Below are 23,441 nucleotides of genomic sequence, written 5' to 3'. Positions count from 1 at the left end.
GGCAGCTGGCGTCTTCGCCGCGGGACCACTGAATCGCTGCGAAGCCTTCTATTATACGAAAAATCAAGGACTTGCGCGCGTTATTGGTTACCATCAAGGCATGTTCAGTTACCGACACGCTTTTCACGCGGGCAACCATGCCGATGTGCTCAAACACATCACCTTGCTCGCGACCATGCGCCACCTCATGCAAAAAGAGGCCGGCATCACCCTGATTGACACCCACGCCGGGGCCGGTTTGTACCGCCTGGACGGTGATTATTCCCAAAAAGGCGCCGAAGCCGAGGACGGCTTGTTCAAGCTTTTGGCTGCGGCCGAAAAAATGGATGCCTTGCCCGACCCCGTTCAGGACTATCTGGAGCAAATCGCCAGCTTCAACCCGAATGGGCAGGCCAAGATCTACCCTGGGTCGCCTTTTTTGATGCACAAACTGATGCGCCACGCCTCGCGTGACCGCCTGCGGCTGTTTGAACTCCATCCCACTGACAGCAAATCGTTGATGTCCAACATCGCCCAGCTGGAAGCCGGACGTACAGTCACAGTGAGCCGGGAAGACGGCTTTGAAGCGCTCAAAAAGCTGCTGCCCCCACCGCCATCGGCCACCGGCTCCAAGCGCGCCATGGTGTTGATCGACCCCAGCTACGAGATCAAGTCGGATTACAGCAAGGTCGCCAGCGTCATTCAGGAATACCTCAAGCGCTTTTCGACGGGCACTTACCTGGTTTGGTACCCGATCATCCCGCGCCCTGAGGCGCACGACCTGCCCAAACGCCTTCGCACTTTGGCCAACCAGGCTCAAAAGCCCTGGCTCAATGCCACGCTGGCGATCGGCAGGGGGCCGGGCGACGAAGGCGGTTTGGTGGCCAGCGGCATGTTTGTCATCAACCCGCCTTTCACCCTAAAAGACCAGATCCGCAAAGCTCTGGACATGGTGGGACCGGCTTTGGCACGCGGATCCGGCAAAAACTGGGCCGTTGAGTCTTCTTGATCGTCTTGGTTTGGCCTGCTCCGACGATCTTGGCCAAGCCTTTTTGATACCAAAAATCAGGATCAGGGAAAGACCTGATCGATGGGCCCTCAAATTAACCGACCGAGCGGTCGGTTAATGGGTATACTGTCACCTGCGCCGCGATCATTCCATCCTGTTTGGCGCAGGAGAAGCCCATGTACACGCAATCTTTCAGCGTCCCGGACGGTTCCGAAGACGCCAAGTCGGCCGGCCTGAAGGCCGTGCCCAAAGCCCTGAGTGCGCAAGACACTGCGCTGCAAGCGGCTTTTGACGCCCGCATCGACGCCGACGGCCGCATCGAGCCGCGCGAATGGATGCCCGAGGCTTACCGCAAAACCTTGGTGCGACAGATCAGCCAACACGCCCACAGCGAAATCGTGGGCATGCTGCCCGAAGGCAACTGGATCAGCCGCGCCCCCAGCTTGAAGCGCAAAGCCATCCTGATCGCCAAAGTGCAAGACGAAGGCGGACACGGCCTGTACCTTTACAGCGCCGCCGAAACCCTGGGCACCAGCCGCGACCAGATGCTGGACGCCCTGCACACCGGCAAAGCCAAATACAGCTCCATCTTCAACTACCCGACGCTCAACTGGGCCGATGTGGGCGTGGTCGGCTGGCTGGTCGATGGCGCGGCCATCATGAACCAGGTGCCCCTGTGCCGTTGCTCTTACGGTCCTTATGCCCGCGCCATGGTGCGTGTGTGCAAAGAAGAGTCCTTCCACCAACGCCAAGGCTACGAAGCCTTGCTGGTGATGATGCAAGGCACCGCCGAGCAAAAAGCCATGGTGCAAGACGCTGTGAACCGCTGGTGGTGGAAGTGCTTGGCCATGTTTGGCCCACCCGACGCAGACAGCCCCAACAGTGCACAAGGCATGCGCTGGGGCATCAAACGCATCAGCAACGACGACCTGCGCCAGAAGTTTGTGGACGCGACCGTGCCGCAAGCCAAGGTGCTGGGCGTGACTTTGCCCGACCCCGACCTGAAGTGGAACGAAGCGCGCCAAGCCCACGACTACGGCCAGATTGACTGGGACGAGTTCTGGGCCACGGTGAATGGCAACGGCCCCTGCAACAAGGAACGCCTGGGTGCACGCGTCAAAGCTTGGAACGACGGCGCTTGGGTGCGCGAAGCGGCACTGGCCCACGCCCGTAAACAACAAGCACGCCAAATGAAGGAAGCAGCATGAACACCACTGCCAACACCGCCGTACTCAAAGAATGGCCCCTGTGGGAAGTTTTTGTGCGCTCCAAGCAAGGCCTGGAGCACAAACACTGCGGTAGCTTGCACGCCTCGGATTCTGAGCACGCCCTGCAAATGGCGCGTGACGTGTACACCCGCCGCCAAGAGGGCGTGAGCATCTGGGTGGTGCCCTCGGCCAGCATTTCGGCCAGCGAGCCCAATGACAAGCCTGAGTTCTTCGATCCGGCCAGCGACAAGGTGTACCGCCACCCCACCTTCTACGTCATACCCGACGAAGTCGGACACATGTGAGCGCCGACAACATGAACGCTCCCGTTGATTACCTGCTGCACTTAGCCGACAACGCGCTGATCCTTGGTCAGCGCAACGCCGAATGGTGCGGCCACGGCCCCATCCTCGAAGAAGACATCGCGCTGTCCAACAACAGCCTGGACCTGGTGGGCCAAGCCCGCATGCTTTACCAGCACGCGGCCGCGCTGCAAGGTGGCGGTGCCACCGAAGACAAGCTGGCGTATTTCCGCGATGTGCCTGACTTCAAAAACTACACCCTCTGCGAATTGCCGCACATGACCTTGATGGCCGCCACCTCAGCAGGCGACCGAGACTTTGCCACCACGATCGTGCGCAACTTTTTGTACAGCAGCCTGATGGTGCTGGTGTGGGACCAGTTGCAAAACTCCAAAGACACGCAGCTGGCCGCGATTGCGGCCAAGTCGCTCAAGGAAGTGCGCTACCACTTGCGCCATTCGCGCGACTGGGTGGTGCGTCTGGGTGACGGCACCGATGAGTCGCACGCCAAAGCGCAAACAGCACTGGATCAGTGGATGCCCTATTGCCAAGAGTTCTGGAGCACCAGCCCGCAAGAGCAAGCCGCTCAAGCGAACGGCACCGGCATCGACATGGCTGCGCTGCAAGCCGACTGGAACCAAATCGTGGACGCCGCGCTGCAAGAAGCCACGCTAAAGCGCCCCGCCGATGGCGGCTTTGTGCCCACCGGCAAGCAAGGCGTGCATTCAGAGCACCTGGGTTTTGTTTTGGCCGAGATGCAAAGCCTCGCCCGAGCACACCCCGAAGCCACCTGGTAATTGGCCCCAATGACCGCGACTGCTTCGCCCACCGCCACGTCCGACCGCACAGCCGATGTGAGCCACGCATGGGCACTGCTTGAGCAGCTGACCGATCCGGAAATTCCGGTCGTTACGCTGCGCGAGCTGGGCATCTTGCGTGACGTGCGTGAAGGCTCGCAAGGGCTAGAGGTCGTCATCACGCCCACTTACAGCGGCTGCCCCGCCATGGGCCAAATCGAAGACGACGTGAAAGCCCTGCTGCAAGCCAATGGGCTGCAAGGCCGCGTGGTCACGCAACTGGCCCCTGCGTGGACGACGGACTGGATGACAGAAGCCGCCAAAGACAAGCTGCGCGCTTATGGCATTGCCCCGCCGCACGCCTGCGCCAGCAGCGGCACGGGAGCGGCCAACGTGGTGCAGTTTGCAGCGCGCAGCGCCAAACCCGAGGTGGTCCACTGCCCACAGTGCGGCTCGGCCAACACCACAGAAACCTCCCATTTCGGCTCCACCGCATGCAAAGCCCTTTACCGGTGCCTGGCATGCATGGAGCCCTTCGATTACTTCAAACCTTACTGAGCGGCCCCAAGCCACTCAGCTCAAGAGCCTCAAGCCATGTCCGCACCCCGATTTCATGACCTCACCATCGCTCGCATCAACCCGGAAGCGGCCGGTGCCGTGGCCATCACGCTGAACGTGCCCACGGATCTGCGCAGCAGCTTCGACTTCCAGCCGGGCCAGTTCCTGACCCTGCGTGCCGACATCGACGGCGCCGACGTGCGACGCAGTTACTCCATCAGCTCGGCCCGCAGCCAGCTGCAAAAACAAGGCGTGCTCGAAGTGGGCATCCGCCCGGTGGAAGGAGGCGTGTTCTCCAACTGGGCGTCTACCCAACTCCAAGCGGGCGACAGCCTGCGCGTGATGCCACCCGATGGTCGCTTTGTGGTGCAGCGCCCTCGCGCCATTCACCGCGTGGGCTTTGCCGCTGGATCGGGCATCACACCCATCCTGTCCATCTTGTCGAGCACACTGGAAGAGCAGCCAGAGAGCAAATTCACCTTGGTCTACGGCAACCGCCGCATGGACAGCGTCATGTTCAACGAAGCCTTGCAGGACCTGAAAGACCGCTACCCCTCGCGCCTGACACTGATTCACATCTTGTCGCGCCAAGCGCAAGAAGTGCCTCTGCTCGAAGGCCGCATTGATGCGGCCAAAGTGCAAGCCATCATCGACGCGTTTTTGCCGGTGGGCAGCATGGACGAGGTGTTTGTCTGCGGGCCAGAAGCCATGATCGAAGCCACTGAGCAAGCGCTGCTGACGGCTGGCGTGAAAGCCGAACGCATCCGCACCGAGCGCTTCAGCTCTCCCACACTCGATGCGCTCAGCCCCGAGCAACGCAGCCAAGCTGTGCTGGGCCACGCGGCCACACGCGAAACTGGCGAAGTACAGCTGACGGTGGTGTTGGACGGCAAGCCCTACGACATGCCGATGAACCGCAACGAAAAGATCCTGGACATCGCCTTGTCCCTGGGTCTGGACCTGCCATATTCGTGCAAAGCCGGGGTTTGCTGCACCTGCCGCTGCAAAGTCATGGAAGGCTCGACCGAGATGGAGAAAAACTTCACCCTCGAAAAACCCGAAGTCGAACAAGGCTTCATCTTGTCTTGCCAGGCACGCCCCACCAGCGCGCGCGTGGTGATCAGTTTCGACGAGCGCTGAAACCCATTGGGAGGTCAACAGCGAAAACGCCCTGCTGCGCAGGGCGTTTTTTTTATGGCTGACGCAAGCCCGTCAAAAGCGGTAACCCAATCCCAGCCCCACCAAGAGAGGGTCTAGCTTCAGGGTGCCCTGGTTGACGCCGCCGACAAAGACATTGGAGCGGATATAAAGCTTTTTCACATCGAAGTTCAACGACCAGTTTTTATCCAGCGGAAAGTCCATGCCAACTTGGAGTGCACCACCCCAGCTGTCGTCCTCCAGATCAGCCCCTCCGCCGAGCAAATTGACGCTGGTGAGGCGGGTGTAATTCACGCCTGCTCCGATATAGGGCTTGTAGCCACTCAAACCGGTGAAGTGGTACTGCAGCAGCAAACTTGGCGGCAAATGTTTGAAAGTGCCAATCGATGTCCCACCCAACGAAACCGTCTGTTTTTGGGGCACCGTCAGAACCAGTTCCGCCGCCATGTTCGGCGTGAAAAAGTAGCTGACATCCACTTCCGGAATGGTCTTGTTGTTGACCGACAGGCCCAATCCTGTGCCATCTTTGTTGGCCATATCCAAGTGCACAGCGCGGGCGCGCACCATCCAAGGGCCTTCGCCTGAAGCTTGAGCCATGGCGGCAGTGGCAGAGCACGCAACCAACACGGCTGCAACGATGGTTAGTTTTTTCATGTTGACTTCCTTATGAACGAAGAGCTTTTTGCTCAACTTCATTGGAAGTTCAAACCACCCGCATTGGTTTGAGCGGGGTCAAACTCCGCGGCAAGGCAACACCAGATTTCAAGCGCAATTGTGTTGCGTCAATCCCATTGCAAAGCACTCAGGGCTTTGTGCGTTTCACAACCGACGACAGATTTCTGCTGTGGCAGCACTCTGGTTCATCGTGTAGAAATGGATGGCTGGCACACCGCCGTTGACAAGTTGCTCGCACAAATCACTCACCACATCCAAACCAAAAGCCTTGATCGACTCAACATCATCGCCATAAGCCTGCAGGCGCAGCCTGATCCAGCGCGGAATTTCAGCGCCGCAGGCATCCGAAAAACGCAGCAACTGCGAGGAACTGGTGATCGGCATGATGCCTGGTACCACGGGCACATCCACACCCAGTTTGTAGGCATCGTCCACGAAGCGGAAATACGCGTCGCTGTTGTAGAAGTATTGCGTGATGGCCGAGTTGGCGCCCGCCTTTACCTTGGTGGCAAAGGCTTGCAAGTCAGACTCTGGCGACTTGGCTTGCGGGTGAATCTCGGGGTAGGCCGCCACTTCGATGTGGAAATCGTCACCGGTCTCAGCCCGGATGAAGGCCACCAAATCGCTGGCGTAATGAAATTCACCGCCCGCACCGTAGCCGCTGGGCAAGTCGCCGCGCAAAGCCACCAGGCGCTTGACACCCATGGCCTTGAGGGTGGCCAACTCCGCGCGCACCGAGGCTTTGGTCGCGCCAATGCACGAGAAGTGCGAAGCGGCCGCAACGCCTTCACTCAAGATGGCGCTCACAGTCGAGAAAGTGCCTTCTTGCGTCGAGCCGCCTGCACCGTAAGTGACGGAGCAAAACTCGGGCTTCAGGGCGTAGAGCTTCTCACGCACACCACGCAACTTTTCTGCGCCCTCGGGCGTTTTGGGCGGGAAAAATTCCAGACTGATCGGCAGCTTCAAACCAGACATCACGTCACCTTCAAAAAATCAATAGTCGTTGGCCTTGGCATACGCCTTGGCGGCCAGATCGGCCTCGTGTGCCACGCGTGTTTTTTCGCGCGCAGGCAGCACCGCTGCTGGGTCAGGCCAGCAAGCTTGCACAAAAAATTCGTGGTTGCCATCCCCACCCGCAATCGGGCTGTCCAGCCAAGCGGTCACTTGGAGCCCCAGCTCGGTCAAGGCGGTGCGCACGCGGTTTTCAATGAACGGAAAATGCGTGTCGTCTTTCACGATACCGCCCTTGCCCACTTGGCCCGGCTGCAATTCAAACTGGGGTTTCACCAACATGAGCAACTGGCCTGTGGGCTTGAGCAAATGCACCACGCCCGGCAGAACCAGCGTGAGTGAGATGAACGACACATCGCCCACCACAAGATCAAAGCCCTCGAGCGCATCGGGAATGCGTTCGTCGCCCGGCGCCAGCTCGCGGGCGTTCACGCCTTGGATGCAGACCACCCGCTCGTCTTGGCTGATGCGCGGGTGGACTTGGGCATGCCCCACGTCCACCCCCACCACCTCGGCCGCACCGTGTTGCAGCAAGCAGTCGGTGAAACCGCCGGTGCTTTGACCCACATCCAGGCAGCGCAAGCCGTCGACCAGAACACCGGTGGCCTTCAAAGCCCCTTCGAGCTTGAGGCCGCCCCGCGAGACATAACGCGACTCGGCATCGTCCATCAACTCCAAGGCAGCGCTTTCGGGTACCTCGTCGCGGTTCTTGACGACGGTGCGCCAATTGCCGTCGGGCTGCTGCCACTTCACGCCCCCGGCGATCAGTCGCTGAGCTTGGGAGCGAGAAGCGGCGAGGCCACGTTCAACGAGAAGTTGGTCAATGCGCATGCGTGGTTTTTTAATAGCGGTAAGTGTCGGCCTTGTAAGGACCGTTCTTGGACACACCGATGTAAGCCGCTTGCTCTTCGCTGAGTTCGGACAACATCGCGCCGACTTTCTTCAGGTGCAAACGCGCCACTTTTTCGTCGAGGTGCTTGGGCAGCACGTAGACCTTGCCGTTTTCGTACTGGTCTTGTTTGGTGAACAGTTCGATCTGGGCGATGGTCTGGTTGGCAAACGAAGAAGACATCACAAAGCTGGGGTGGCCAGTCGCGCAACCCAGGTTCACCAAGCGGCCTTTGGCCAACAGGGTGATCTTCTTGCCATCAGGGAAGATGACGTGGTCGACTTGGGGCTTGATCTCGTCCCACTGCAGCTTCTCCAAGGAAGCCACATCGATCTCGTTGTCGAAGTGACCGATGTTGCAAACAATGGCTTCGTCTTTCATGGCGGCCATGTGCTCGTAGCGGATCACGTTCTTGTTGCCGGTGGCGGACACGAAGATGTCGCACTTGTCGGCAGCGTATTCCATGGTCACAACTTTGAAGCCTTCCATCGCGGCTTGCAGGGCGTTGATCGGGTCGATCTCGGTCACCCAGACTTGGGCGCTCAAGGCGCGCAAAGCTTGGGCCGAACCCTTGCCCACGTCACCGTAACCGGCGACCACGGCCACTTTGCCGGCGATCATCACGTCGGTGGCGCGCTTGATCGAATCGACCAAAGATTCGCGGCAGCCGTACAGGTTGTCGAACTTGCTCTTGGTCACCGAGTCGTTCACGTTGATGGCGCGGAACATCAGGCTGCCCTTGGCAGCCATTTCGTTCAAACGCAGCACACCGGTGGTGGTCTCTTCGGTCACGCCAATGATGTGTGCACCTTTGCGGCTGTACCAGGTCGGGTCCACGGCCAGCTTGGCCTTGATGGCGTTGAAGAGGCAAGTCTCTTCTTCGCTGGTGGGGTTGGCGATCAAAGAAGCGTCGGTTTCGGCGCGCTTGCCCAAGTGCATCAGCAACGTGGCGTCGCCGCCGTCGTCCAAAATCATGTTGGGGCCTTCACCGGGCGTGCCCGCTGCGCCGAAGTCAAAAATGCGGTGGGTGTAGTCCCAGTAGTCGGCCAATGTTTCGCCCTTGATGGCGAACACGGGAGTGCCCTTTGCAGCAATGGCGGCAGCAGCGTGGTCTTGGGTCGAGAAGATGTTGCAAGAGGCCCAACGCACGTCAGCGCCCAAGGCTTGCAAGGTCTCGATCAGCACAGCCGTCTGGATGGTCATGTGCAGCGAGCCGGTGATGCGGGCGCCCTTCAAAGGCTGGGCCTTGTTGAACTCTTCGCGGATGGCCATGAGGCCGGGCATTTCGGTCTCGGCGATTTTGATTTCTTTGCGGCCCCAATCGGCCAGGCCGATGTCGGCGATCACGCAGTCAGCGTTGACGGTGGAAGGCATACGTGCATTCATGAGAAAAGCTCCAAAGCAATGTGAATAAGCCACACGCGTGAATGCAGGCACTGAATGAAAAAAACAGGCTCACCGCACGTCGAGTGGATGAGCGTCGTTGCTGTATGAAGGTTCCGAGCCTCACGCCCCGCTGCCGACTTTTGAACAAGTCAGGGGGCGCTGCAACGCTCCTCGGAAGACTGAATTCTACCGCAACCGGACCCAAGTCATGCCCAGCATGGGTGAATGCACCGCTGCGACTGCGGGTGATTCCGCTAGACTGAGCCGGTTTCCAGCTTCCCAGCACCTTCACCATGTCAGACCTGATGCATCTCCTCCCCGACTACTGGCATTTGTGGGCCGTTGCGGCCGTGCTGGGCCTGATCGCCCTGAATTACGCCACCCAATTTATCTTGCCTGCACGCCATCTCAAAACCAGTTTGGCCAAGGTCAACGCCTATTTGACCGATCTGTCGCAACAAGCACCCGGCACACACATCGATCTGGCCCTGTTGAAAACCGAGGTGATGACCTCTCCCGCCTTGCAACATGCTTGGCAGCAATATGCCAGCACACTGCAAGCGCAATGGCAAGCCGCCGATGCGGGGCCCCTCGGGGCTGCGCGCCAGCGGGTTCGCCACTTGTCGCGGGCCTTTTTTGCCCACATGGATGTGGCCTCCCAAGGCCCCCGCCTTGACTTGTCCAACCTGGAGCAACTGGCTCAAAACGACCCCAACCTCGGCAAGCTCTGGACCGAGTACAACCAAGCACTGGAAGCACTCCAGCAACTGGAGGTCTCGGCACAAAACACCACCGGCCAATGGCAAGCCCAAAGCCATGCCGAAAACTACTTCACCGAGCAAGCCCTGGTGGACTCGCCACTGCAATCGAATTTCTACAAACACATCCCTGGTATCCTGACCGGCGTGGGCATCATTGGCACCTTCACGGGCCTGATTGCCGGGCTGGTCAGCTTTGACGTCTCCAACCCGGAACAGGTGCAAGCCGAACTGAGCCAACTGGTGCAAACCGTGGGCCACGCCTTTTGGGTTTCGGCCTTGGCCATCACCTTGGCGATGGTCTTCACCTGGATCGAGAAATCGGTGTTGACCGGGCGTTACAGGCAAGTGGAGCAACTGCAGCAAGGGCTTGACACCTTGTTCAACCCGCAAGGTGGTGCGCAGCACGTCGAGCGCCTCACTTTGGCGGCTGAAATGCAAGCCGCACTGTCCTTCAAAATTTTGAACCACCTGCGCGAATCGCCCACGCAGACACCCACACGATCCGCCCCATGATCGGCCCCAGAAGAGCGCCCGCCCGCAAGCGTGCTGACGAGGCAGAAAAACCCTTCTGGATTTCGTTTTCAGACCTGATGACCGCCCTCATGGTGCTGTTTCTGGTGGCCATGGCCGTCGCCTTGATGAACGTCACCCAAGGCTTGCGCAAGATGGACGAGCGCCGCATGACACGCGAGGAAGGCATCTCCAGCTGCCTGAGCAACGTTCAGCAACTGACCCAACAGGCCGAATACGCCGGCGTGAAACTGCGCGGCCAGACCTTGGAATTGGGTGCATTGGCCGAATTCAAAAAAGACAGCAACGAGCTGGAACCCCAACGCATGGCTTTTTTGCGCAGCTTCGTGCCGCAAATGCTGCGCGTGGCTCACACCCCCGGCTGCCAGGACTGGCTCAAGCGCTTTGTGCTCGAAGGCTATGCCAGCCCCGAAGGCTCTTTTTTGTACAACCTCAACTTGAGCTTGGAACGTTCTCAACGCGTGCTGTGCGTGCTGCTCGATGCCAAGGCTGCCGATGCCCCGAGCTTGGAAGATCGCCAAGCGATCCGTGAAATGTTCTTCGTGGGCGGTTCCTCGTTCAACTCGGCCATCCTGAACCAGCCCGAAAAAAGCCGCCGTGTCGAACTGCGGCTGGAATTCAAGGACCTGCGCCCCCAATGCACCGCCAACACGCCCGGCTGCGAGCCCGACGAGGTGCGCCCCATCCCTTGGGACGACGACTTCAAATGCCCAGTAGCCTCTCGCTGAGCGCCCGGTAGATCGCCTGCACCATCGGCCTGCGATCCAGCACCGGGCACTTTTCGCACAACTGGCCCGGTAAAATCGCATTTTTGCCAGCCTGCACAGGGCTTGGCCACCACGGGGGCTGATTGGCCACCCGCTCGACTTCAGGACTCCTTGTGACCTACGCCCACGAAACCCGGCGCCGCCGGACTTTTGCCATCATTTCCCACCCTGACGCGGGTAAAACCACGCTGACCGAAAAGCTCTTGCTGTTCTCGGGTGCGATCCAGATCGCCGGTTCGGTCAAGGCCCGCAAGGCTTCGCGCCACGCCACATCGGACTGGATGGAAATCGAAAAGCAGCGCGGCATCTCGGTGGCTTCGTCGGTCATGCAGATGCTGTACCGCGAGCACGTCATCAACCTGCTCGACACCCCCGGCCACAAAGACTTCTCGGAAGACACCTACCGCGTGCTGACTGCCGTGGACTCGGCACTGATGGTGATTGACGCGGCCAACGGTGTGGAAGCACAAACCCGCCGCTTGATTGAAGTGTGCCGTCAGCGCGACACGCCCATCATCACCTTTGTGAACAAGATGGACCGCGAAGTGCGCGACCCGCTCGATATTCTTGATGAGGTTGAGCGCGAGCTGGGCATGCCCTGCGTGCCCATGACCTGGCCTGTCGGTCAGGGCAAATCTTTTGGCGGCATCATCAACCTGCGCACGCAGGCCATGACGGTGTTCGACTCTGGCTCTGAACGCCTGCCGCAAGACTTCGAAACCATCCCACTGACCGAGCAAGCCCAACTGGCTGAGCGCTTTGGCCTGGAATGGCAAACCGCCATGGACAGCATGGAGCTGGCCACCGGCGCGTCGCCTGCGTTTGACGAAGCGGCCTTCTTGGCGGGCAAGCAAACCCCCGTGTTCTTCGGCTCCGGCGTGAACAACTTCGGTGTGATGGAAGTGCTCGACGCCCTGGTCGATCTGGCCCCCGCACCCCGGCCCCGCACCAGCAACTTGCTGGTCAATAAGCAGCCCGTGGTCAAAGAAATCCAACCCGAAGACAGCGCGTTTTCGGGTGTGGTGTTCAAGGTGCAAGCCAACATGGACGCCAACCACCGCGACCGCATCGCCTTTGTGCGCATGGCCTCGGGCAAATACACCCCCGGCATGAAGCTCAAGGTGCAGCGCACCGGCAAAGAGCTTCGACCGACCAGCGTGGTCACCTTCATGAGCCAGCGCCGCGAAGCCGTGGAAGAGGCTTTCGCGGGTGACATCATTGGCTTCACCACCCACGGCGGCGTGCAGCTGGGCGACACCATCACCGATGGCGCGAATTTGCAGTTCACCGGCCTGCCCTTCTTTGCGCCCGAACTCTTCATGACCGTGATCCTGAAGAACCCGCTGCGCACCAAGCAACTGCAAACCGGCCTCGACCAATTGGGTGAAGAAGGCGCGATTCAAGTCTTCAAACCCGAAATCGGCGGCCCCATGCTGCTGGGAGCGGTGGGCCAGCTGCAGTTTGAAGTGGTGCAACACCGCCTCAAAGCCGAATACGACTGCGACGTGCGCCTGGAAGGCTGCCAATACACAGGCGCCCGCTGGATCACCGCCGACACCCCGGCCGAGTTGCGCGAGTTCACCAACGCCTACCCGCAGCGCATGTCGCTGGATGCGGCAGGCACGCTGGCCTATTTGTGCACCAGCCCTTACGACGTGCGCTTGGCGCAAGAACGTTTTCCGAAGATCCACTTCCACCCGCTGCGCGAGCACGCGGGCCTGGCGTTGGGCTCGGCAGGTTGACGCTTTAATTGGGGTCAGATCCCAATTAAAACGAACACATTCCAACCGATGCGCCCCCTCTCCAGCTGGCAGGTTCCACGCCTCATCATCGGCGTCTTCACCGACATCGACGACACGCTGACGACCGACGGGGCCATCACGCCCGATGCCTTGCAAGCCTTGGCCGATCTGAAGGCAACAGGCCTGCATGTGGTGCCGATCACCGGCAGGCCTGTGGGCTGGAGTGAGCCGTTTGCCGCCAGCTGGCCAGTGGACGCCATCGTCGCCGAAAACGGCGCGGTGGGCCTGCAACACACCACTGCTCATGGCCTGCGCAAGTTCTACCAGCAAGCCACAGCCACCCGCAGTGCCAACTTCGCCCGCATGCAGCAGGTGCTGGCGCACATCGAGCAAACCGTGCCCGGTGCGCAGCGCTCGCAAGACAGTTCAGGCCGCGAGACCGACATCGCCATCGACCACAGCGAATTCACCCATCTGCCGCAGTCGGCCATCGACGAGGTGGTGCGCCTCATGCAGGCCGAAGGCATGACCGCCACCGTGAGCAGCATCCACATCAACGGCTGGTTTGGCGAGCACAGCAAACTCACAGGGGCCCGCTGGATCGTGCGTGAGTTGTATGGGCGCGATCTGGACGCCGAAATGGACCGATGGGTTTATGTGGGAGACTCCACCAACGACCAGGTGATGTTTGAGCACTTTGCACACAGCGTGGGGGTGGCCAACATCCGGCGCTTTGAAGCACAACTCACACACCCGCCACGTTACATCTCGTCTGCTGAACGCGGCGCAGGCTTTGCCGAATTGGCGCGGCATCTGCTGACAGACATCAACTGCCGCGCATGACAAACCCCTTCGCGGCCACCTGCGCGACACACACAAACTCTGACTGGACACGCGCATGAACGCCCCCACCTTTTTGACTTGGTCTGAAAAAGACACCCCACGCTCTGCCCTGTGGCGCTCTGACCAAGTGCTGCCCAAAACCGTGGTGCTGGCCGACGACACCATGACCGCCGACACGGCCTACCGCCTGGCCTGCGCGGGCACCGGCTTGCTGTGGCGCAGCGACTTTCAGAACGCGCGGCAAATGCTGCAAGCGCTGACACGGCGCATCGACAAACCGAAAAAGGTTCGCACCAAAAAACAAGACCCGGATGCCCCCGTGATCGCCGGTGCAGCCTTTCACACCCACCGCCAAGCGCAAGCCCAGCGCACGCGCATTCTGAGCCAGGTCTTGATTGAACTCAATGGCGACTACGGCATTGACCTGCGCCGTGCGCCCGATGCCAAAGCGGCCTGCATGCAAGCCTTTGGCCCAGCAGACGGCCAACCGTCGGTGATTTCGCTGCGCAGTTTGCAAGGGGTCATTGGTTCGTTTGAATGGCGCAAAAACGGTGTCGAAGTGCCCGCCATGGGCGAAGCCTTGCGCGTTTATCCGCACTACGGCGTGTTCTCGCCCGTGCGTGGCGAATATGTCGAGTTGGTGGCCAATGCGCCCTTGCCCGAAGCATTTCGTGCCAATCCAGTGGCTTTTGACATCGGCGTGGGCACAGGCGTGTTGACCGCCGTGATGGCGCGTCGCGGCGCGACCCATGTGGTCGGCACCGACATGTCCGAACGCGCTTTGGCTTGCGCCCTGGACAACCTGCAGCGCTTGGGTCTGCAAAACCAAGTGACCTTGCAGCACACGCATTTGTTCCCACAAGGCCAAGCGGCTGTGGTGGTCTGCAACCCCCCCTGGTTGCCCGCACGCCCGACCACACTGCTGGAGCAAGCGGTGTACGACGAAGGCAGCCAAATGCTCAAAGGCTTCTTGACTGGGTTGCCCGCGCACCTGTGCGCAGGCGGCGAAGGCTGGCTGATCTTGTCTGACCTGGCCGAACACTTGGGCTTGCGCACACGCGAAGCCCTGCTGGGCTGGATCGCGGATGCGGGCCTGGAGGTGGCAGGCCGCATGGATGTGAAACCCGTGCACGCCAAAGCCCAAGACACCACCGACCCGCTGCATGCAGCGCGGTCGGCAGAAGTCACATCGCTTTGGCGTTTGGTGGTGGCTGGCTGATCAGACCCGCGCCAGCACAGGCCCCAGCGCCACACCGGTGTGCGTACCCAAAAGTACCAGGGCCTCTGGCGTCATGGCCGCCACAATGCGCCCTCCCGCGTTGCCGCCTTCTGGCCCGAGGTCGATGACCCAGTCGGCTTCGGCGATCACGTCCAGGTCGTGCTCGATCACGATCACGCTGTGACCGGCGTTGACCAAGCGGTGCAACACACTGATGAGCTTGTCCACGTCGGCCATGTGCAGGCCCACAGTGGGCTCGTCCAGCACATACAAGGTGTGCGGCGCTTTGTTGCCGCGCTTGCCCACCTCGTCGCGCACTTTGGTCAGCTCGGTCACGAGCTTGATGCGCTGCGCCTCGCCGCCGCTGAGCGTGGGTGAAGGCTGGCCGAGCGTGAGGTAACCCAGGCCGACGTCTTTGAGCAGTTGCAGCGGGTGCGCGATGCTGGGCATGCTGGCGAAGAAGTCCACCGCTTCATCCACCTCCATTTGCAGCACATCACCAATGCTCTTGCCGCGCCAAGTCACCGCCAGCGTCTCTGGGTTGAATCGTGCGCCTCGGCAGGTCTCGCAATGCACTTTCACGTCAGGTAAAAAACTCATCTCGATGGTGCGCATGCCTTGGCCCTCGCAGCTCGGGCAACGGCCTTCGCCGGTGTTGAAGCTGAAGCGCCCGGCGGCATAACCACGGGCTTTGGCTTCCAAGGTTTCGGCAAACAGTTTGCGGATCGTGTCCCAAAAGCCGATGTACGTGGCGGGGCAAGAACGCGGTGTTTTGCCAATCGGCGTTTGATCGACTTCGAGCACGCGGTCGATGGTTTCAAAGCCTTGCACATCGCTGCACGCGCTCAAAGCCACGCGTTGGCCAGCGTCTTGCGCGGTGCGGCCTGCGAAGGTGGAGCGCTGGCTGACGAGCGCCTGCACATTGGCCAGCAGCACATCACGGGCCAAGGTGGACTTGCCGGAGCCACTGACGCCGGTGACGGCCACCAAACGTTTGAGAGGCACTTGCACATCGACTTGGCGCAGGTTGTGCAAGTTGGCGCCGGTGAGTGTGAGCCACTGGGGTGTGAGCACTTCGGGTACATCCGGCAAGGCGGGCTGAGCGGTTTTCTTTTTGCCCTTGACTTTGGCGGATGCGGTCGCGGTGTCGACGGCTGTGGCGTTCGCGGTTTGCAAAGAATCGGGATCTGACCCCAATTTATCCCTCGCACCCACCGCCTCCGCTGCTTCTGCATGGGGCAATGGCGTGGGTGACGATTTTGGCGTACCCCCGCCGTATGAGGAGCCCACGGCATTGCCCCGCGCAGAAGCATCCACCAACCTTCGCGACTGCATCGGATGCTTCATCGCATGCAGCAAATAGCGCCCAGTTTGTGAATCGGCTGAAGCCGTGATGTCAGCAACCGAGCCCTCGGCCACCAATCGACCTCCACGTTTGCCGGCGCTCGGGCCAATGTCAATGATGTGGTCGGCGCGGCGAATGGTGTCTTCGTCGTGTTCCACCACCACCAGCGTGTTGCCCTTGTCGCTCAGGCTTTGCAAAGCATTGAGCAAAATCTGGTTATCACGCGCATGCAAACCAATGGTGGGTTCGTCCAGCACGTAGCACACGCCTTGCAGGTTGCTGCCCAGTTGCGCGGCCAGGCGAATGCGCTGCGCCTCGCCGCCCGAGAGCGTGGGCGCACCCCGGTCGAGCGTGAGGTAACCCAAGCCCACTTCTTCCAAAAACTCCAAGCGGCTTTGGATCTCGGGCACCAGGTCACGGGCGATGTCGGCGTCACGGCCGGTGAGGTGGAGCTTTTGCACCCAATGGCGCACGTCGCTCACCGACAAGCTGGCGATGTCGGTGATGCGCCAGCCCTGGCCAGGTGCTGAGCCCAAGCGCACGGCACGCGCCGTGGCGTTCAGGCGCGTGCCTTCGCAGCTGGGGCAGGCCACGTTGGCCAAGTCTTCGATCTCGGGTTCCGCAAAGGTTTTCTCGCGGCCTTTGTCCTTGTCGTCTTGCACCGAGTCATCAAATACTTTGCGCTCGTCCTTGCTCAACTTGACACCCGTGCCCACGCAGTCGGGGCACCAGCCGTGTTTGCTGTTGTACGAGAACAAACGCGGATCGAGTTCCGCATACGAGGTGGAACACGCCGGGCATGCGCGCAGCGTGGAGAACACCCGGTGCTGGCCGATGCGGGCGGTGGACTCGCCGCTGAACATGGCTTCGCGCAAGCCGTCCAAATCGCTCAGCACATGCACCACGCCTTTGCCGTGCTCCAGCGTTTTGCTCAGCGCCTCGCGCAGCGCGGTTTCGTTGCTCGGCAACACATCCAGGCTGGCCACGGGCAGCTCGATGTTGTGTTCCTTGAAGCGGTCGATGCGCGGGAAACTTTGTGTGGGCAAAAAGTCCCCATCCACACGCAAGTGCGTGTAGCCACGCGGACGCGCCCAGTCGGCCAACTCGGTGTACACGCCCTTGCGGTTGACCACCAGCGGTGCCAACAAGCCGATGTGCTGGCCCCGAAACTGCGTCATCAACTGCGCGATGATGCTGTCGGGCGTTTGCGGTTGCACAGGCGTGTTGTCGTGCACGCAGTGTTGGATGCCCAGCTTGACGTACAGCAGGCGCAAGAAATGCCAAACCTCGGTGGTCGTGCCCACGGTGGATTTGCGGCCGCCGCGTGACAGGCGCTGCTCAATGGCCACGGTGGGCGGAATGCCATACACCGCATCGACCTCGGGGCGACCTGCAGGCTGCACGATGGCACGGGCATAGGCGTTCAGACTTTCCAGATAACGGCGCTGGCCTTCGTTGAACAGGATGTCAAACGCCAGCGTGGACTTGCCCGAACCGCTGACGCCGGTGACCACGTTGAACTTGCCGCGTGGAATGTCCACGCTCAGGTTTTTGAGGTTGTGCTCTTTGGCGTTGACGATCTGGATATTGTTGTTGAGCACAGGCGCGCGTTTGGCAGGCATTGCCGTTGACCCTGCAGCCTCGCGACCCCGAGCAAGCGCCAGCGAGGCTGCGGTGTCAGAGGGTGACGATTTTGGCGTACCCCCGCCGTATGAAGAACCCGCTGACACCGCAGCCTCGCCCCCATAGACATTCGAACGCTCAGCCACCCCAAACACCTCACCCATGGACTCGGCATATTCGCGCAGAGCCAAGCCCGTGTGCGATGTCGCGTGTTGACGCACATCTTCAGGTGTGCCCTCCGCCACGATCAAGCCCCCCGCATACCCACCCTCTGGCCCCAAATCGATCAGCCAATCGCTGGCACGGATCACGTCCAGGTTGTGCTCGATGACGATGAGCGAATGGCCGGCTTCCAGCAGCTTGCGCAAAGCGCGCATGAGCTTGGCGATGTCGTCAAAGTGCAGGCCGGTGGTCGGTTCGTCAAACAAGAACAGCGTGCCCTTGCGCGCCAAACTTTGGCGGCTTTTGGACGCGCTCTTGGCCGCTTCGGCCAAAAAGCCTGCGAGCTTGAGGCGCTGCGCCTCGCCGCCCGACAGCGTGGGCACGGGCTGGCCCAGGCGCACGTATTCCAGACCCACATCCACAATCGGCTGCAGGGCCCGTATGACTTCGCGGTCTTGCGCAAACAAAGCCGCAGCCTCGCTCACGGTGAGCTGCAGAATGTCGGCCACGTTGAGGTGGCGCACCGCGCCGCCGATGGCCTGGCGCTCGATAGTGATCTCCAAAATCTCGGGGCGGTAGCGTTTGCCATCGCAGTCGGGGCAACGCAGATACACATCGCTCAAGAACTGCATCTCGACGTGCTCAAAACCCGAGCCGCCGCAAGTGGGGCAGCGGCCATCGCCACCGTTGAAGCTGAACTTGCTGGCGGTGTAGCCGCGCTGGCGCGAGAGTGGCGCAGTGGCAAAAATCTCGCGGATCGCGTCCCACGCGCCCACATAACTCACCGGGTTGGATCGGGCGGTTTTGCCGATGGGCGATTGGTCCACAAACACCACATCGCTCAGGTGGTCAGCGCCCAACAGGCGGTCGTGTGCGCCGGGGGTTTCGGTGGCTTTGCCAAAGTGGCGCATCAGCGCTGGGGCCAGCACGTCTTGAATCAGGCTCGACTTGCCCGAGCCGCTGACGCCGGTGATGGTGACCAGGCGTTGCAGCGGAAAGTCCACGCTGATATTTTGCAAGTTGTGCTCGCGGGCACCTTCCAAAATCAAACGCGGCGTGCTGTCAGAGACCATGCGCTTGAAGCCCAAGCCGACTTGTTTGCGGCCACCCAGATAAGCGCCGGTGAGCGTGTCGGCATTGCGCAGGTCGGCGGTCGTGCCGTCAAACACGATCTGCCCGCCGCGCTCACCGGGGCCAGGCCCCATGTCGATCATGCGGTCGGCGGCCATCATGACTGCCGGGTCGTGCTCGACCACGACCAGCGTGTTGCCCGCGTCACGCAGGCGGTGCATGGCCAAGGTGATGCGGTGCATGTCACGCGGATGCAGGCCAATGCTGGGCTCGTCGAGCACAAACAGGGTGTTGACCAGGCTGGTGCCCAAGGCGGTGGTGAGGTTGATGCGCTGCACTTCACCGCCGCTGAGCGTGCGGCTTTGGCGGTCGAGTGTGAGGTAGCCAATGCCCACGTCGCACAGGTATTTGAGGCGGGTGGTGATTTCTTCCAACAGCAGTTGCAGGGCTTTTTGTTCGGCGCTTGGGCCTTGGTTTTTTGCCTTCGTGGTTTCTTCGGAGAGGCGGTCTGCATCAGAGCGGGGGGCGGGCTCCTCATGAGGCGGGGGTACGCCAAAATCGTCGCCCGCCCCCCGCTCTGACGCAGACCTTGTGGTCGATCGATCGTCTAGCGACAACTCTGTCGCTGCCTGTGCCTGCGCTTCTGCTTGTGCACCCGCCCCCATGGCTTCGGCCGGGGATGGGCTGGGCGACGATTTTGGCGTACCCCCGCCGTATGAGGAGCCCAGCCCATCCCCGGCCGGAGCCTGAACCAAGGTCGCTTGACCCGACGCAGACACCCGATCAAAGAACAAACGCAAACGATCGAGCGGCATGATCATCATGTCGTGCAAGCTCAGACCCGGCAGCGCCTCCAACTGCGCGCGTGTCCACTTCACACCTGCGGGCATGAAACGCTTTTCAACCGGCAAGACCCCATCGGCATCCGAGTGGCTGCCAATGCGCCACAGCAAACTCTCGGTCTTCAAACGGGCCCCTTGGCACGTCGGGCATTCGGTGTAACTGCGGTACTTGGACAAAAGCACCCGGATGTGCATCTTGTAAGCCTTGCTCTCCAGGTACTCAAAAAAGCGTTTCACCCCGTACCACTGGTGGTTCCAACGGCCCTTCCACTCGGGCGAACCGTTGATCACCCAATCTTGTTGCGCTTGTGTCAGTTTGTCCCAAGCCGTGTCGCGCGGAATGCCTGCGGCCTCAGCGTGGCGCATCAGGTCGTCCTGGTTTTCTTGCCATGCGGGGGTTTGAAGCGTCTTGATGGCCCCGGCCCGCAGGGTGAGCTTCGGGTTGGGAATGACCAGGCCGTAATCGACCCCGATGACCCGACCAAAACCCCGGCAGGTCTCGCACGCGCCCACAGCCGAGTTGAACGAGAACATCGACGGGATCGGGTCGGTGTAGCGTTGGTCGCTGTCGGGGCAATGCAGGCCTGTGGAAAAGCGCCAGAGGTCGAAGGCGGGCTCAGAGGAAGAAGAGAAATTGGGATCTGACCCCAATTTATCTACATACACATTCAGGCGACCGCCGCGTTTGAGGGCGATTTCGATGGCTTCGACCACGCGGGCTTTTTCGGCGGTGCCGATGCGAAAGCGGTCAGCGATCACATCCAGCACTTTGCGCGGGCCGGTGGGGGTGGCCACTTCGCGCTCGGCCTGCACCTTGGTGAAGCCGCTGGCCGACAACCATTGCTCAACCTGCTCGGCGCTGGTGTTAGCGGGCAGCTCGACCGGGAAGGTCAGGTACAGGCGCGGGTCACCCGCCTGCGCGGCACGCTGCGCCAGCTCGGCGTAAATCGTGTCGGGGTTGTCATGGCGCACCGACTGGGCGGTGTCTTTGTCGAACAGCTGCCCCAGACGGGCAAACAAGAGCTTGAGGTGGTCGTTCAGCTCGGTCATGGTGCCCACGGTGGAGCGCGAGCTGCGCACCGGGTTGGTCTGGTCAATGGCAATGGCCGGTGGCACGCCTTCAACCTTGTCCACCGCTGGTTTGTCCATGCGGTCCAAAAACTGGCGAGCGTAGGCGCTGAAGGTCTCGACATAACGACGCTGGCCTTCGGCGTACAGCGTGTCAAACACCAGGCTCGACTTGCCCGAGCCACTGGGGCCGGTGACCACCGTGAGTTCACCGGTGCGGATGTCGAGGTCGATGTTTTTGAGGTTGTGCTGACGGGCACCACGGATGCGGATGAGACCTTGGGACATGAGCTGGCTTTTTCGGGTGGAGGCCAAACATTCTAGGGCGCAGGCTGTGACATTTCTGCGGCCCAAAAGAAAAGCCACGCGGCTGCGTGGCTTTGGGGCGATCACCAGAGCCCTAAGCTCTGGGATGCAGGTGCGCTTACTTGGCTGCGCTGGCGTCTGAAGCCGGTGCGGCAGCGGGGGCAGCAGGCGCAGAGGCATCGGCCTTGGCGGGTTCCACATGCACGGCGTCAGCGCCATGCTTTTCACCGCTCATGTCCAGGCTGTCACCGCCTTTGCTGATGACATACAAAGCCAGGGCAGCAAAGAGCACGAATCCCACAACGAGTTTCCACATCATTCATCTCCAAAATAAAGAAGGCCCTCCACAGAGGGAAGGCCCAGAATGTAGCACCCGAGTCCCCCCGGGTTGCTTACAAAACAGATCAGTCGTCTGCGTAGATGTCGTTGTCTTTGGTTTCTTTGACGAACAGGCCACCGATCACGACGGTCACACCGGCGATGATGATGGGGTACCACAAGCCGTTGTACATGTTACCGGTCTGGGCCACGATCGCGAAAGCGGTTGTGGGCATCAAACCACCGAACCAGCCGTTACCGATGTGGTAAGGCAAGGACATGGATGTGTAACGGATGCGAGTGGGGAACATCTCAACCAGCATGGCGGCGATCGGGCCGTACACCATGGTCACCAACAACACCAAGTAAGTGAGGATGATGATGACGGTGACTTTGTCGAACTTGGCCATGTCGGCTTTGGCAGGATAGCCAGCGGCTTTCAAGGCTGCGCTCAGGTTGGTACCCAACAAAGTAGCACCAGCGGTCTTCTCGTTGCTCAGGTCTTTGACAGACTTGGTGGCAGCTTCGATGGCCTTGGCGTCTTTGGGTTCTGCAGCATTCAGAGCAGCCAGCTTTTCCTCGGCCTTGGCCTTGGCAGCAGCGATGTCTTCAGCGGAGTACTTGACGTTCACCACGGTCTCGCCCACTTTGATCACTGCAGGGGTGCCAGCAGGCGCTGCAACGTTTTCGTAGGACACGGAAGCACCAGCCAAACGCTGTTTAGCAATGTCGCAAGAAGAAGTGAACTTCTTGGTACCTGTGGGGTTGAACTGGAACGAGCACTCGGCCGGATCCGCAGTCACTGTCACCTGAGCCGACTGCTGAGCAGCGTACAGGTCAGGGTTGGCAGCTTTGGTCAAAGCCTTAAACACAGGGAAGTAAGTGACAACAGCCAACAAGCAGCCCGCCAAGATCAGTGGTTTACGACCGATTTTGTCCGACAGCGTGCCGAAGATCACGAAGAACGGTGTGCCGATGATCAAGGAGATCGCGACCATGATGTTGGCGGTCGCGCCGTCCACTTTCAAAGCTTGTGTCAAGAAGAACAAAGCGTAGAACTGACCGGAATACCAAACCACAGCCTGACCCATGACCAGCCCGAACAAGGCCAAGATCACGATCTTCAGGTTTTTCCACTGGCCGAAAGATTCGGACAGAGGTGCTTTGGAGGTCTTGCCTTCGGCTTTCATTTTCACGAAAGCAGGCGATTCGTTCATGCTCAAACGGATGTACACCGAGATGATCAGCATGATCACCGAGACCAGGAACGGAACGCGCCAGCCCCAATCAGCGAAAGCTTCTTCGCCGATGATGGTACGAGTGCCCAGAATCACCATCAGCGAGAGGAACAAGCCCAAAGTCGCTGTGGTCTGGATCCAGGCGGTGTAAGCACCACGCTGGCCCTTTGGTGCGTGCTCGGCCACATACGTGGCGGCACCACCGTACTCACCACCCAAAGCCAAGCCTTGCAGCAAGCGCAGGCAGATCAGGATGACGGGAGCGGCCACGCCAATGCTGGCGTAGTTGGGCAAGATGCCCACGATGAAAGTCGACACACCCATGATCAGGATGGTGACCAAGAAGGTGTACTTGCGGCCGATCATGTCGCCCAAGCGGCCGAAGAAGATCGCGCCAAAAGGACGCACGATGAAACCAGCAGCAAACGCCAACAGCGCGAAGATGAAAGCAGAGCCTTCGTCCAAGCCGCTGAAGAATTGCTTGGCAATGATCGCGGCCAACGAGCCGTACAGGTAAAAGTCATACCATTCAAAAACGGTACCCAGAGAAGAGGCAAAAATCACCTTCTTCTCTTCCGCCGTCATCGGGCGGTTTGCTTCAGTTGTAGCCATAAAGCTGTCTCCAAAAAAGAG

At 60.4% G+C, this 23,441-nt stretch carries 18 protein-coding genes and 1 riboswitch; of the genes, 11 read left to right on the top strand and 7 right to left on the bottom strand.

The genetic code is table 11. From position 1 onward, the window contains the following. Positions 1-100: 100 nt before the first annotated feature. The 6 genes from ACZ5SR_RS03625 (at position 101) to ACZ5SR_RS03600 (ending at position 4,993) form a co-directional block, all read left to right on the top strand. Positions 101-988, top strand: a complete 888-nt coding sequence (locus tag ACZ5SR_RS03625) for a 23S rRNA (adenine(2030)-N(6))-methyltransferase RlmJ (protein WP_464450218.1) — start codon at positions 101-103, stop codon at positions 986-988. A gap of 176 nt (positions 989-1,164) precedes the next feature. After that, positions 1,165-2,196, top strand: a complete 1,032-nt coding sequence (paaA, locus tag ACZ5SR_RS03620) for a 1,2-phenylacetyl-CoA epoxidase subunit PaaA (RefSeq protein ID WP_464450217.1) — start codon at positions 1,165-1,167, stop codon at positions 2,194-2,196. Continuing rightward, positions 2,193-2,501 carry a 1,2-phenylacetyl-CoA epoxidase subunit PaaB gene (paaB, locus tag ACZ5SR_RS03615; RefSeq protein WP_464450216.1) on the top strand — a complete coding sequence of 103 codons (309 nt, stop codon included), beginning with the start codon at positions 2,193-2,195 and terminating at the stop codon, positions 2,499-2,501. The genes paaA and paaB overlap by 4 nt, the downstream gene beginning before the upstream one ends. Before the next feature lie 11 nt (positions 2,502-2,512). Then, positions 2,513-3,295 carry a 1,2-phenylacetyl-CoA epoxidase subunit PaaC gene (gene paaC / locus ACZ5SR_RS03610; RefSeq protein WP_464450215.1) on the top strand — a complete coding sequence of 261 codons (783 nt, stop codon included), beginning with the start codon at positions 2,513-2,515 and terminating at the stop codon, positions 3,293-3,295. Positions 3,296-3,304: 9 nt separating this feature from the next. Then, a complete protein-coding gene (paaD, locus tag ACZ5SR_RS03605) occupies positions 3,305-3,853 on the top strand; it encodes a 1,2-phenylacetyl-CoA epoxidase subunit PaaD (RefSeq protein WP_464450214.1) in 549 nt (182 codons plus the stop codon). Between the two features lie 36 nt (positions 3,854-3,889). Further along, positions 3,890-4,993, top strand: a complete 1,104-nt coding sequence (locus ACZ5SR_RS03600; protein WP_464450213.1) for a 2Fe-2S iron-sulfur cluster-binding protein — start codon at positions 3,890-3,892, stop codon at positions 4,991-4,993. A 72-nt stretch (positions 4,994-5,065) separates the two neighbouring features. Here the strand turns inward: ACZ5SR_RS03600 and ACZ5SR_RS03595 are convergent, their stop codons facing one another. The 4 genes from ACZ5SR_RS03595 to ahcY form a co-directional block, all read right to left on the bottom strand. Next, positions 5,066-5,665 carry an OmpW/AlkL family protein gene (locus ACZ5SR_RS03595; RefSeq protein ID WP_464450212.1) on the bottom strand — a complete coding sequence of 200 codons (600 nt, stop codon included), beginning with the start codon at positions 5,663-5,665 and terminating at the stop codon, positions 5,066-5,068. A gap of 165 nt (positions 5,666-5,830) precedes the next feature. After that, positions 5,831-6,661: a methylenetetrahydrofolate reductase [NAD(P)H] gene (metF, locus tag ACZ5SR_RS03590; RefSeq protein ID WP_464450211.1), complete on the bottom strand. Its 831-nt coding sequence runs from the start codon at positions 6,659-6,661 to the stop codon at positions 5,831-5,833. Positions 6,662-6,679: 18 nt separating this feature from the next. Then, the gene (locus ACZ5SR_RS03585) at positions 6,680-7,528 is read right to left on the bottom strand and encodes a TlyA family RNA methyltransferase (protein ID WP_464450210.1); all 849 of its coding nucleotides are present in this window, start codon (positions 7,526-7,528) and stop codon (positions 6,680-6,682) included. Positions 7,529-7,538: 10 nt separating this feature from the next. Beyond that, positions 7,539-8,972, bottom strand: a complete 1,434-nt coding sequence (gene ahcY / locus ACZ5SR_RS03580; protein WP_464450209.1) for an adenosylhomocysteinase — start codon at positions 8,970-8,972, stop codon at positions 7,539-7,541. An 82-nt stretch (positions 8,973-9,054) separates the two neighbouring features. Beyond that, a riboswitch (S-adenosyl-L-homocysteine riboswitch) is annotated at positions 9,055-9,151 on the bottom strand. 126 nt (positions 9,152-9,277) lie between these two features. On the opposite strand from ahcY, the gene ACZ5SR_RS03575 reads away from it, so the two are divergent. The 5 genes from ACZ5SR_RS03575 (at position 9,278) to ACZ5SR_RS03555 (ending at position 14,835) form a co-directional block, all read left to right on the top strand. Next, on the top strand, positions 9,278-10,246 hold the full coding sequence (locus tag ACZ5SR_RS03575; protein ID WP_464450208.1) for a hypothetical protein: 969 nt from the start codon (positions 9,278-9,280) through the stop codon (positions 10,244-10,246). Next, positions 10,243-10,992 carry a flagellar motor protein MotB gene (locus ACZ5SR_RS03570; protein WP_464450207.1) on the top strand — a complete coding sequence of 250 codons (750 nt, stop codon included), beginning with the start codon at positions 10,243-10,245 and terminating at the stop codon, positions 10,990-10,992. Before ACZ5SR_RS03575 ends, ACZ5SR_RS03570 begins: the two co-directional genes overlap by 4 nt. 152 nt (positions 10,993-11,144) lie before the next feature. Then, positions 11,145-12,773: a peptide chain release factor 3 gene (locus ACZ5SR_RS03565; RefSeq protein WP_464450206.1), complete on the top strand. Its 1,629-nt coding sequence runs from the start codon at positions 11,145-11,147 to the stop codon at positions 12,771-12,773. A 48-nt stretch (positions 12,774-12,821) separates the two neighbouring features. Then, positions 12,822-13,616 carry an HAD-IIB family hydrolase gene (locus ACZ5SR_RS03560; RefSeq protein WP_464450205.1) on the top strand — a complete coding sequence of 265 codons (795 nt, stop codon included), beginning with the start codon at positions 12,822-12,824 and terminating at the stop codon, positions 13,614-13,616. Positions 13,617-13,671: 55 nt separating this feature from the next. Then, on the top strand, positions 13,672-14,835 hold the full coding sequence (locus ACZ5SR_RS03555) for a methyltransferase (protein ID WP_464450204.1): 1,164 nt from the start codon (positions 13,672-13,674) through the stop codon (positions 14,833-14,835). Here the strand turns inward: ACZ5SR_RS03555 and ACZ5SR_RS03550 are convergent, their stop codons facing one another. The 3 genes from ACZ5SR_RS03550 to ACZ5SR_RS03540 all read right to left on the bottom strand — a co-directional run bounded on the left by ACZ5SR_RS03550 (position 14,836) and on the right by ACZ5SR_RS03540 (position 23,420). Continuing rightward, positions 14,836-21,234, bottom strand: a complete 6,399-nt coding sequence (locus ACZ5SR_RS03550; RefSeq protein ID WP_464450203.1) for an excinuclease ABC subunit UvrA — start codon at positions 21,232-21,234, stop codon at positions 14,836-14,838. Positions 21,235-21,370: 136 nt separating this feature from the next. Then, positions 21,371-21,568: a hypothetical protein gene (locus ACZ5SR_RS03545; RefSeq protein ID WP_464450202.1), complete on the bottom strand. Its 198-nt coding sequence runs from the start codon at positions 21,566-21,568 to the stop codon at positions 21,371-21,373. An 88-nt stretch (positions 21,569-21,656) separates the two neighbouring features. Next, a complete protein-coding gene (locus ACZ5SR_RS03540; RefSeq protein ID WP_464450201.1) occupies positions 21,657-23,420 on the bottom strand; it encodes an MFS transporter in 1,764 nt (587 codons plus the stop codon). Between the last annotated feature and the right edge of the window lie 21 nt (positions 23,421-23,441).

Source organism: Limnohabitans sp. TEGF002 (assembly GCF_055395845.1).
Note: the sequence above shows the minus strand (reverse complement) of the source record. Positions and strands in the feature narration are given on the sequence as shown.

Coding starts and splice junctions, on each gene's coding strand:
- metF (WP_464450211.1), bottom strand. CDS start 6,661: ATGTCTGGTTTGAAGCTGCCGATCAGTCTGGAATTTTTCCCGCCCAAA.
- ACZ5SR_RS03625 (WP_464450218.1), top strand. CDS start 101: ATGTTCAGTTACCGACACGCTTTTCACGCGGGCAACCATGCCGATGTG.
- ACZ5SR_RS03550 (WP_464450203.1), bottom strand. CDS start 21,234: ATGTCCCAAGGTCTCATCCGCATCCGTGGTGCCCGTCAGCACAACCTC.
- ACZ5SR_RS03545 (WP_464450202.1), bottom strand. CDS start 21,568: ATGTGGAAACTCGTTGTGGGATTCGTGCTCTTTGCTGCCCTGGCTTTG.
- ACZ5SR_RS03585 (WP_464450210.1), bottom strand. CDS start 7,528: ATGCGCATTGACCAACTTCTCGTTGAACGTGGCCTCGCCGCTTCTCGC.
- ACZ5SR_RS03540 (WP_464450201.1), bottom strand. CDS start 23,420: ATGGCTACAACTGAAGCAAACCGCCCGATGACGGCGGAAGAGAAGAAG.
- ahcY (WP_464450209.1), bottom strand. CDS start 8,972: ATGAATGCACGTATGCCTTCCACCGTCAACGCTGACTGCGTGATCGCC.
- ACZ5SR_RS03560 (WP_464450205.1), top strand. CDS start 12,822: ATGCGCCCCCTCTCCAGCTGGCAGGTTCCACGCCTCATCATCGGCGTC.
- paaB (WP_464450216.1), top strand. CDS start 2,193: ATGAACACCACTGCCAACACCGCCGTACTCAAAGAATGGCCCCTGTGG.
- paaA (WP_464450217.1), top strand. CDS start 1,165: ATGTACACGCAATCTTTCAGCGTCCCGGACGGTTCCGAAGACGCCAAG.
- ACZ5SR_RS03575 (WP_464450208.1), top strand. CDS start 9,278: ATGCATCTCCTCCCCGACTACTGGCATTTGTGGGCCGTTGCGGCCGTG.
- ACZ5SR_RS03600 (WP_464450213.1), top strand. CDS start 3,890: ATGTCCGCACCCCGATTTCATGACCTCACCATCGCTCGCATCAACCCG.
- ACZ5SR_RS03570 (WP_464450207.1), top strand. CDS start 10,243: ATGATCGGCCCCAGAAGAGCGCCCGCCCGCAAGCGTGCTGACGAGGCA.
- paaC (WP_464450215.1), top strand. CDS start 2,513: ATGAACGCTCCCGTTGATTACCTGCTGCACTTAGCCGACAACGCGCTG.
- paaD (WP_464450214.1), top strand. CDS start 3,305: ATGACCGCGACTGCTTCGCCCACCGCCACGTCCGACCGCACAGCCGAT.
- ACZ5SR_RS03595 (WP_464450212.1), bottom strand. CDS start 5,665: ATGAAAAAACTAACCATCGTTGCAGCCGTGTTGGTTGCGTGCTCTGCC.
- ACZ5SR_RS03555 (WP_464450204.1), top strand. CDS start 13,672: ATGAACGCCCCCACCTTTTTGACTTGGTCTGAAAAAGACACCCCACGC.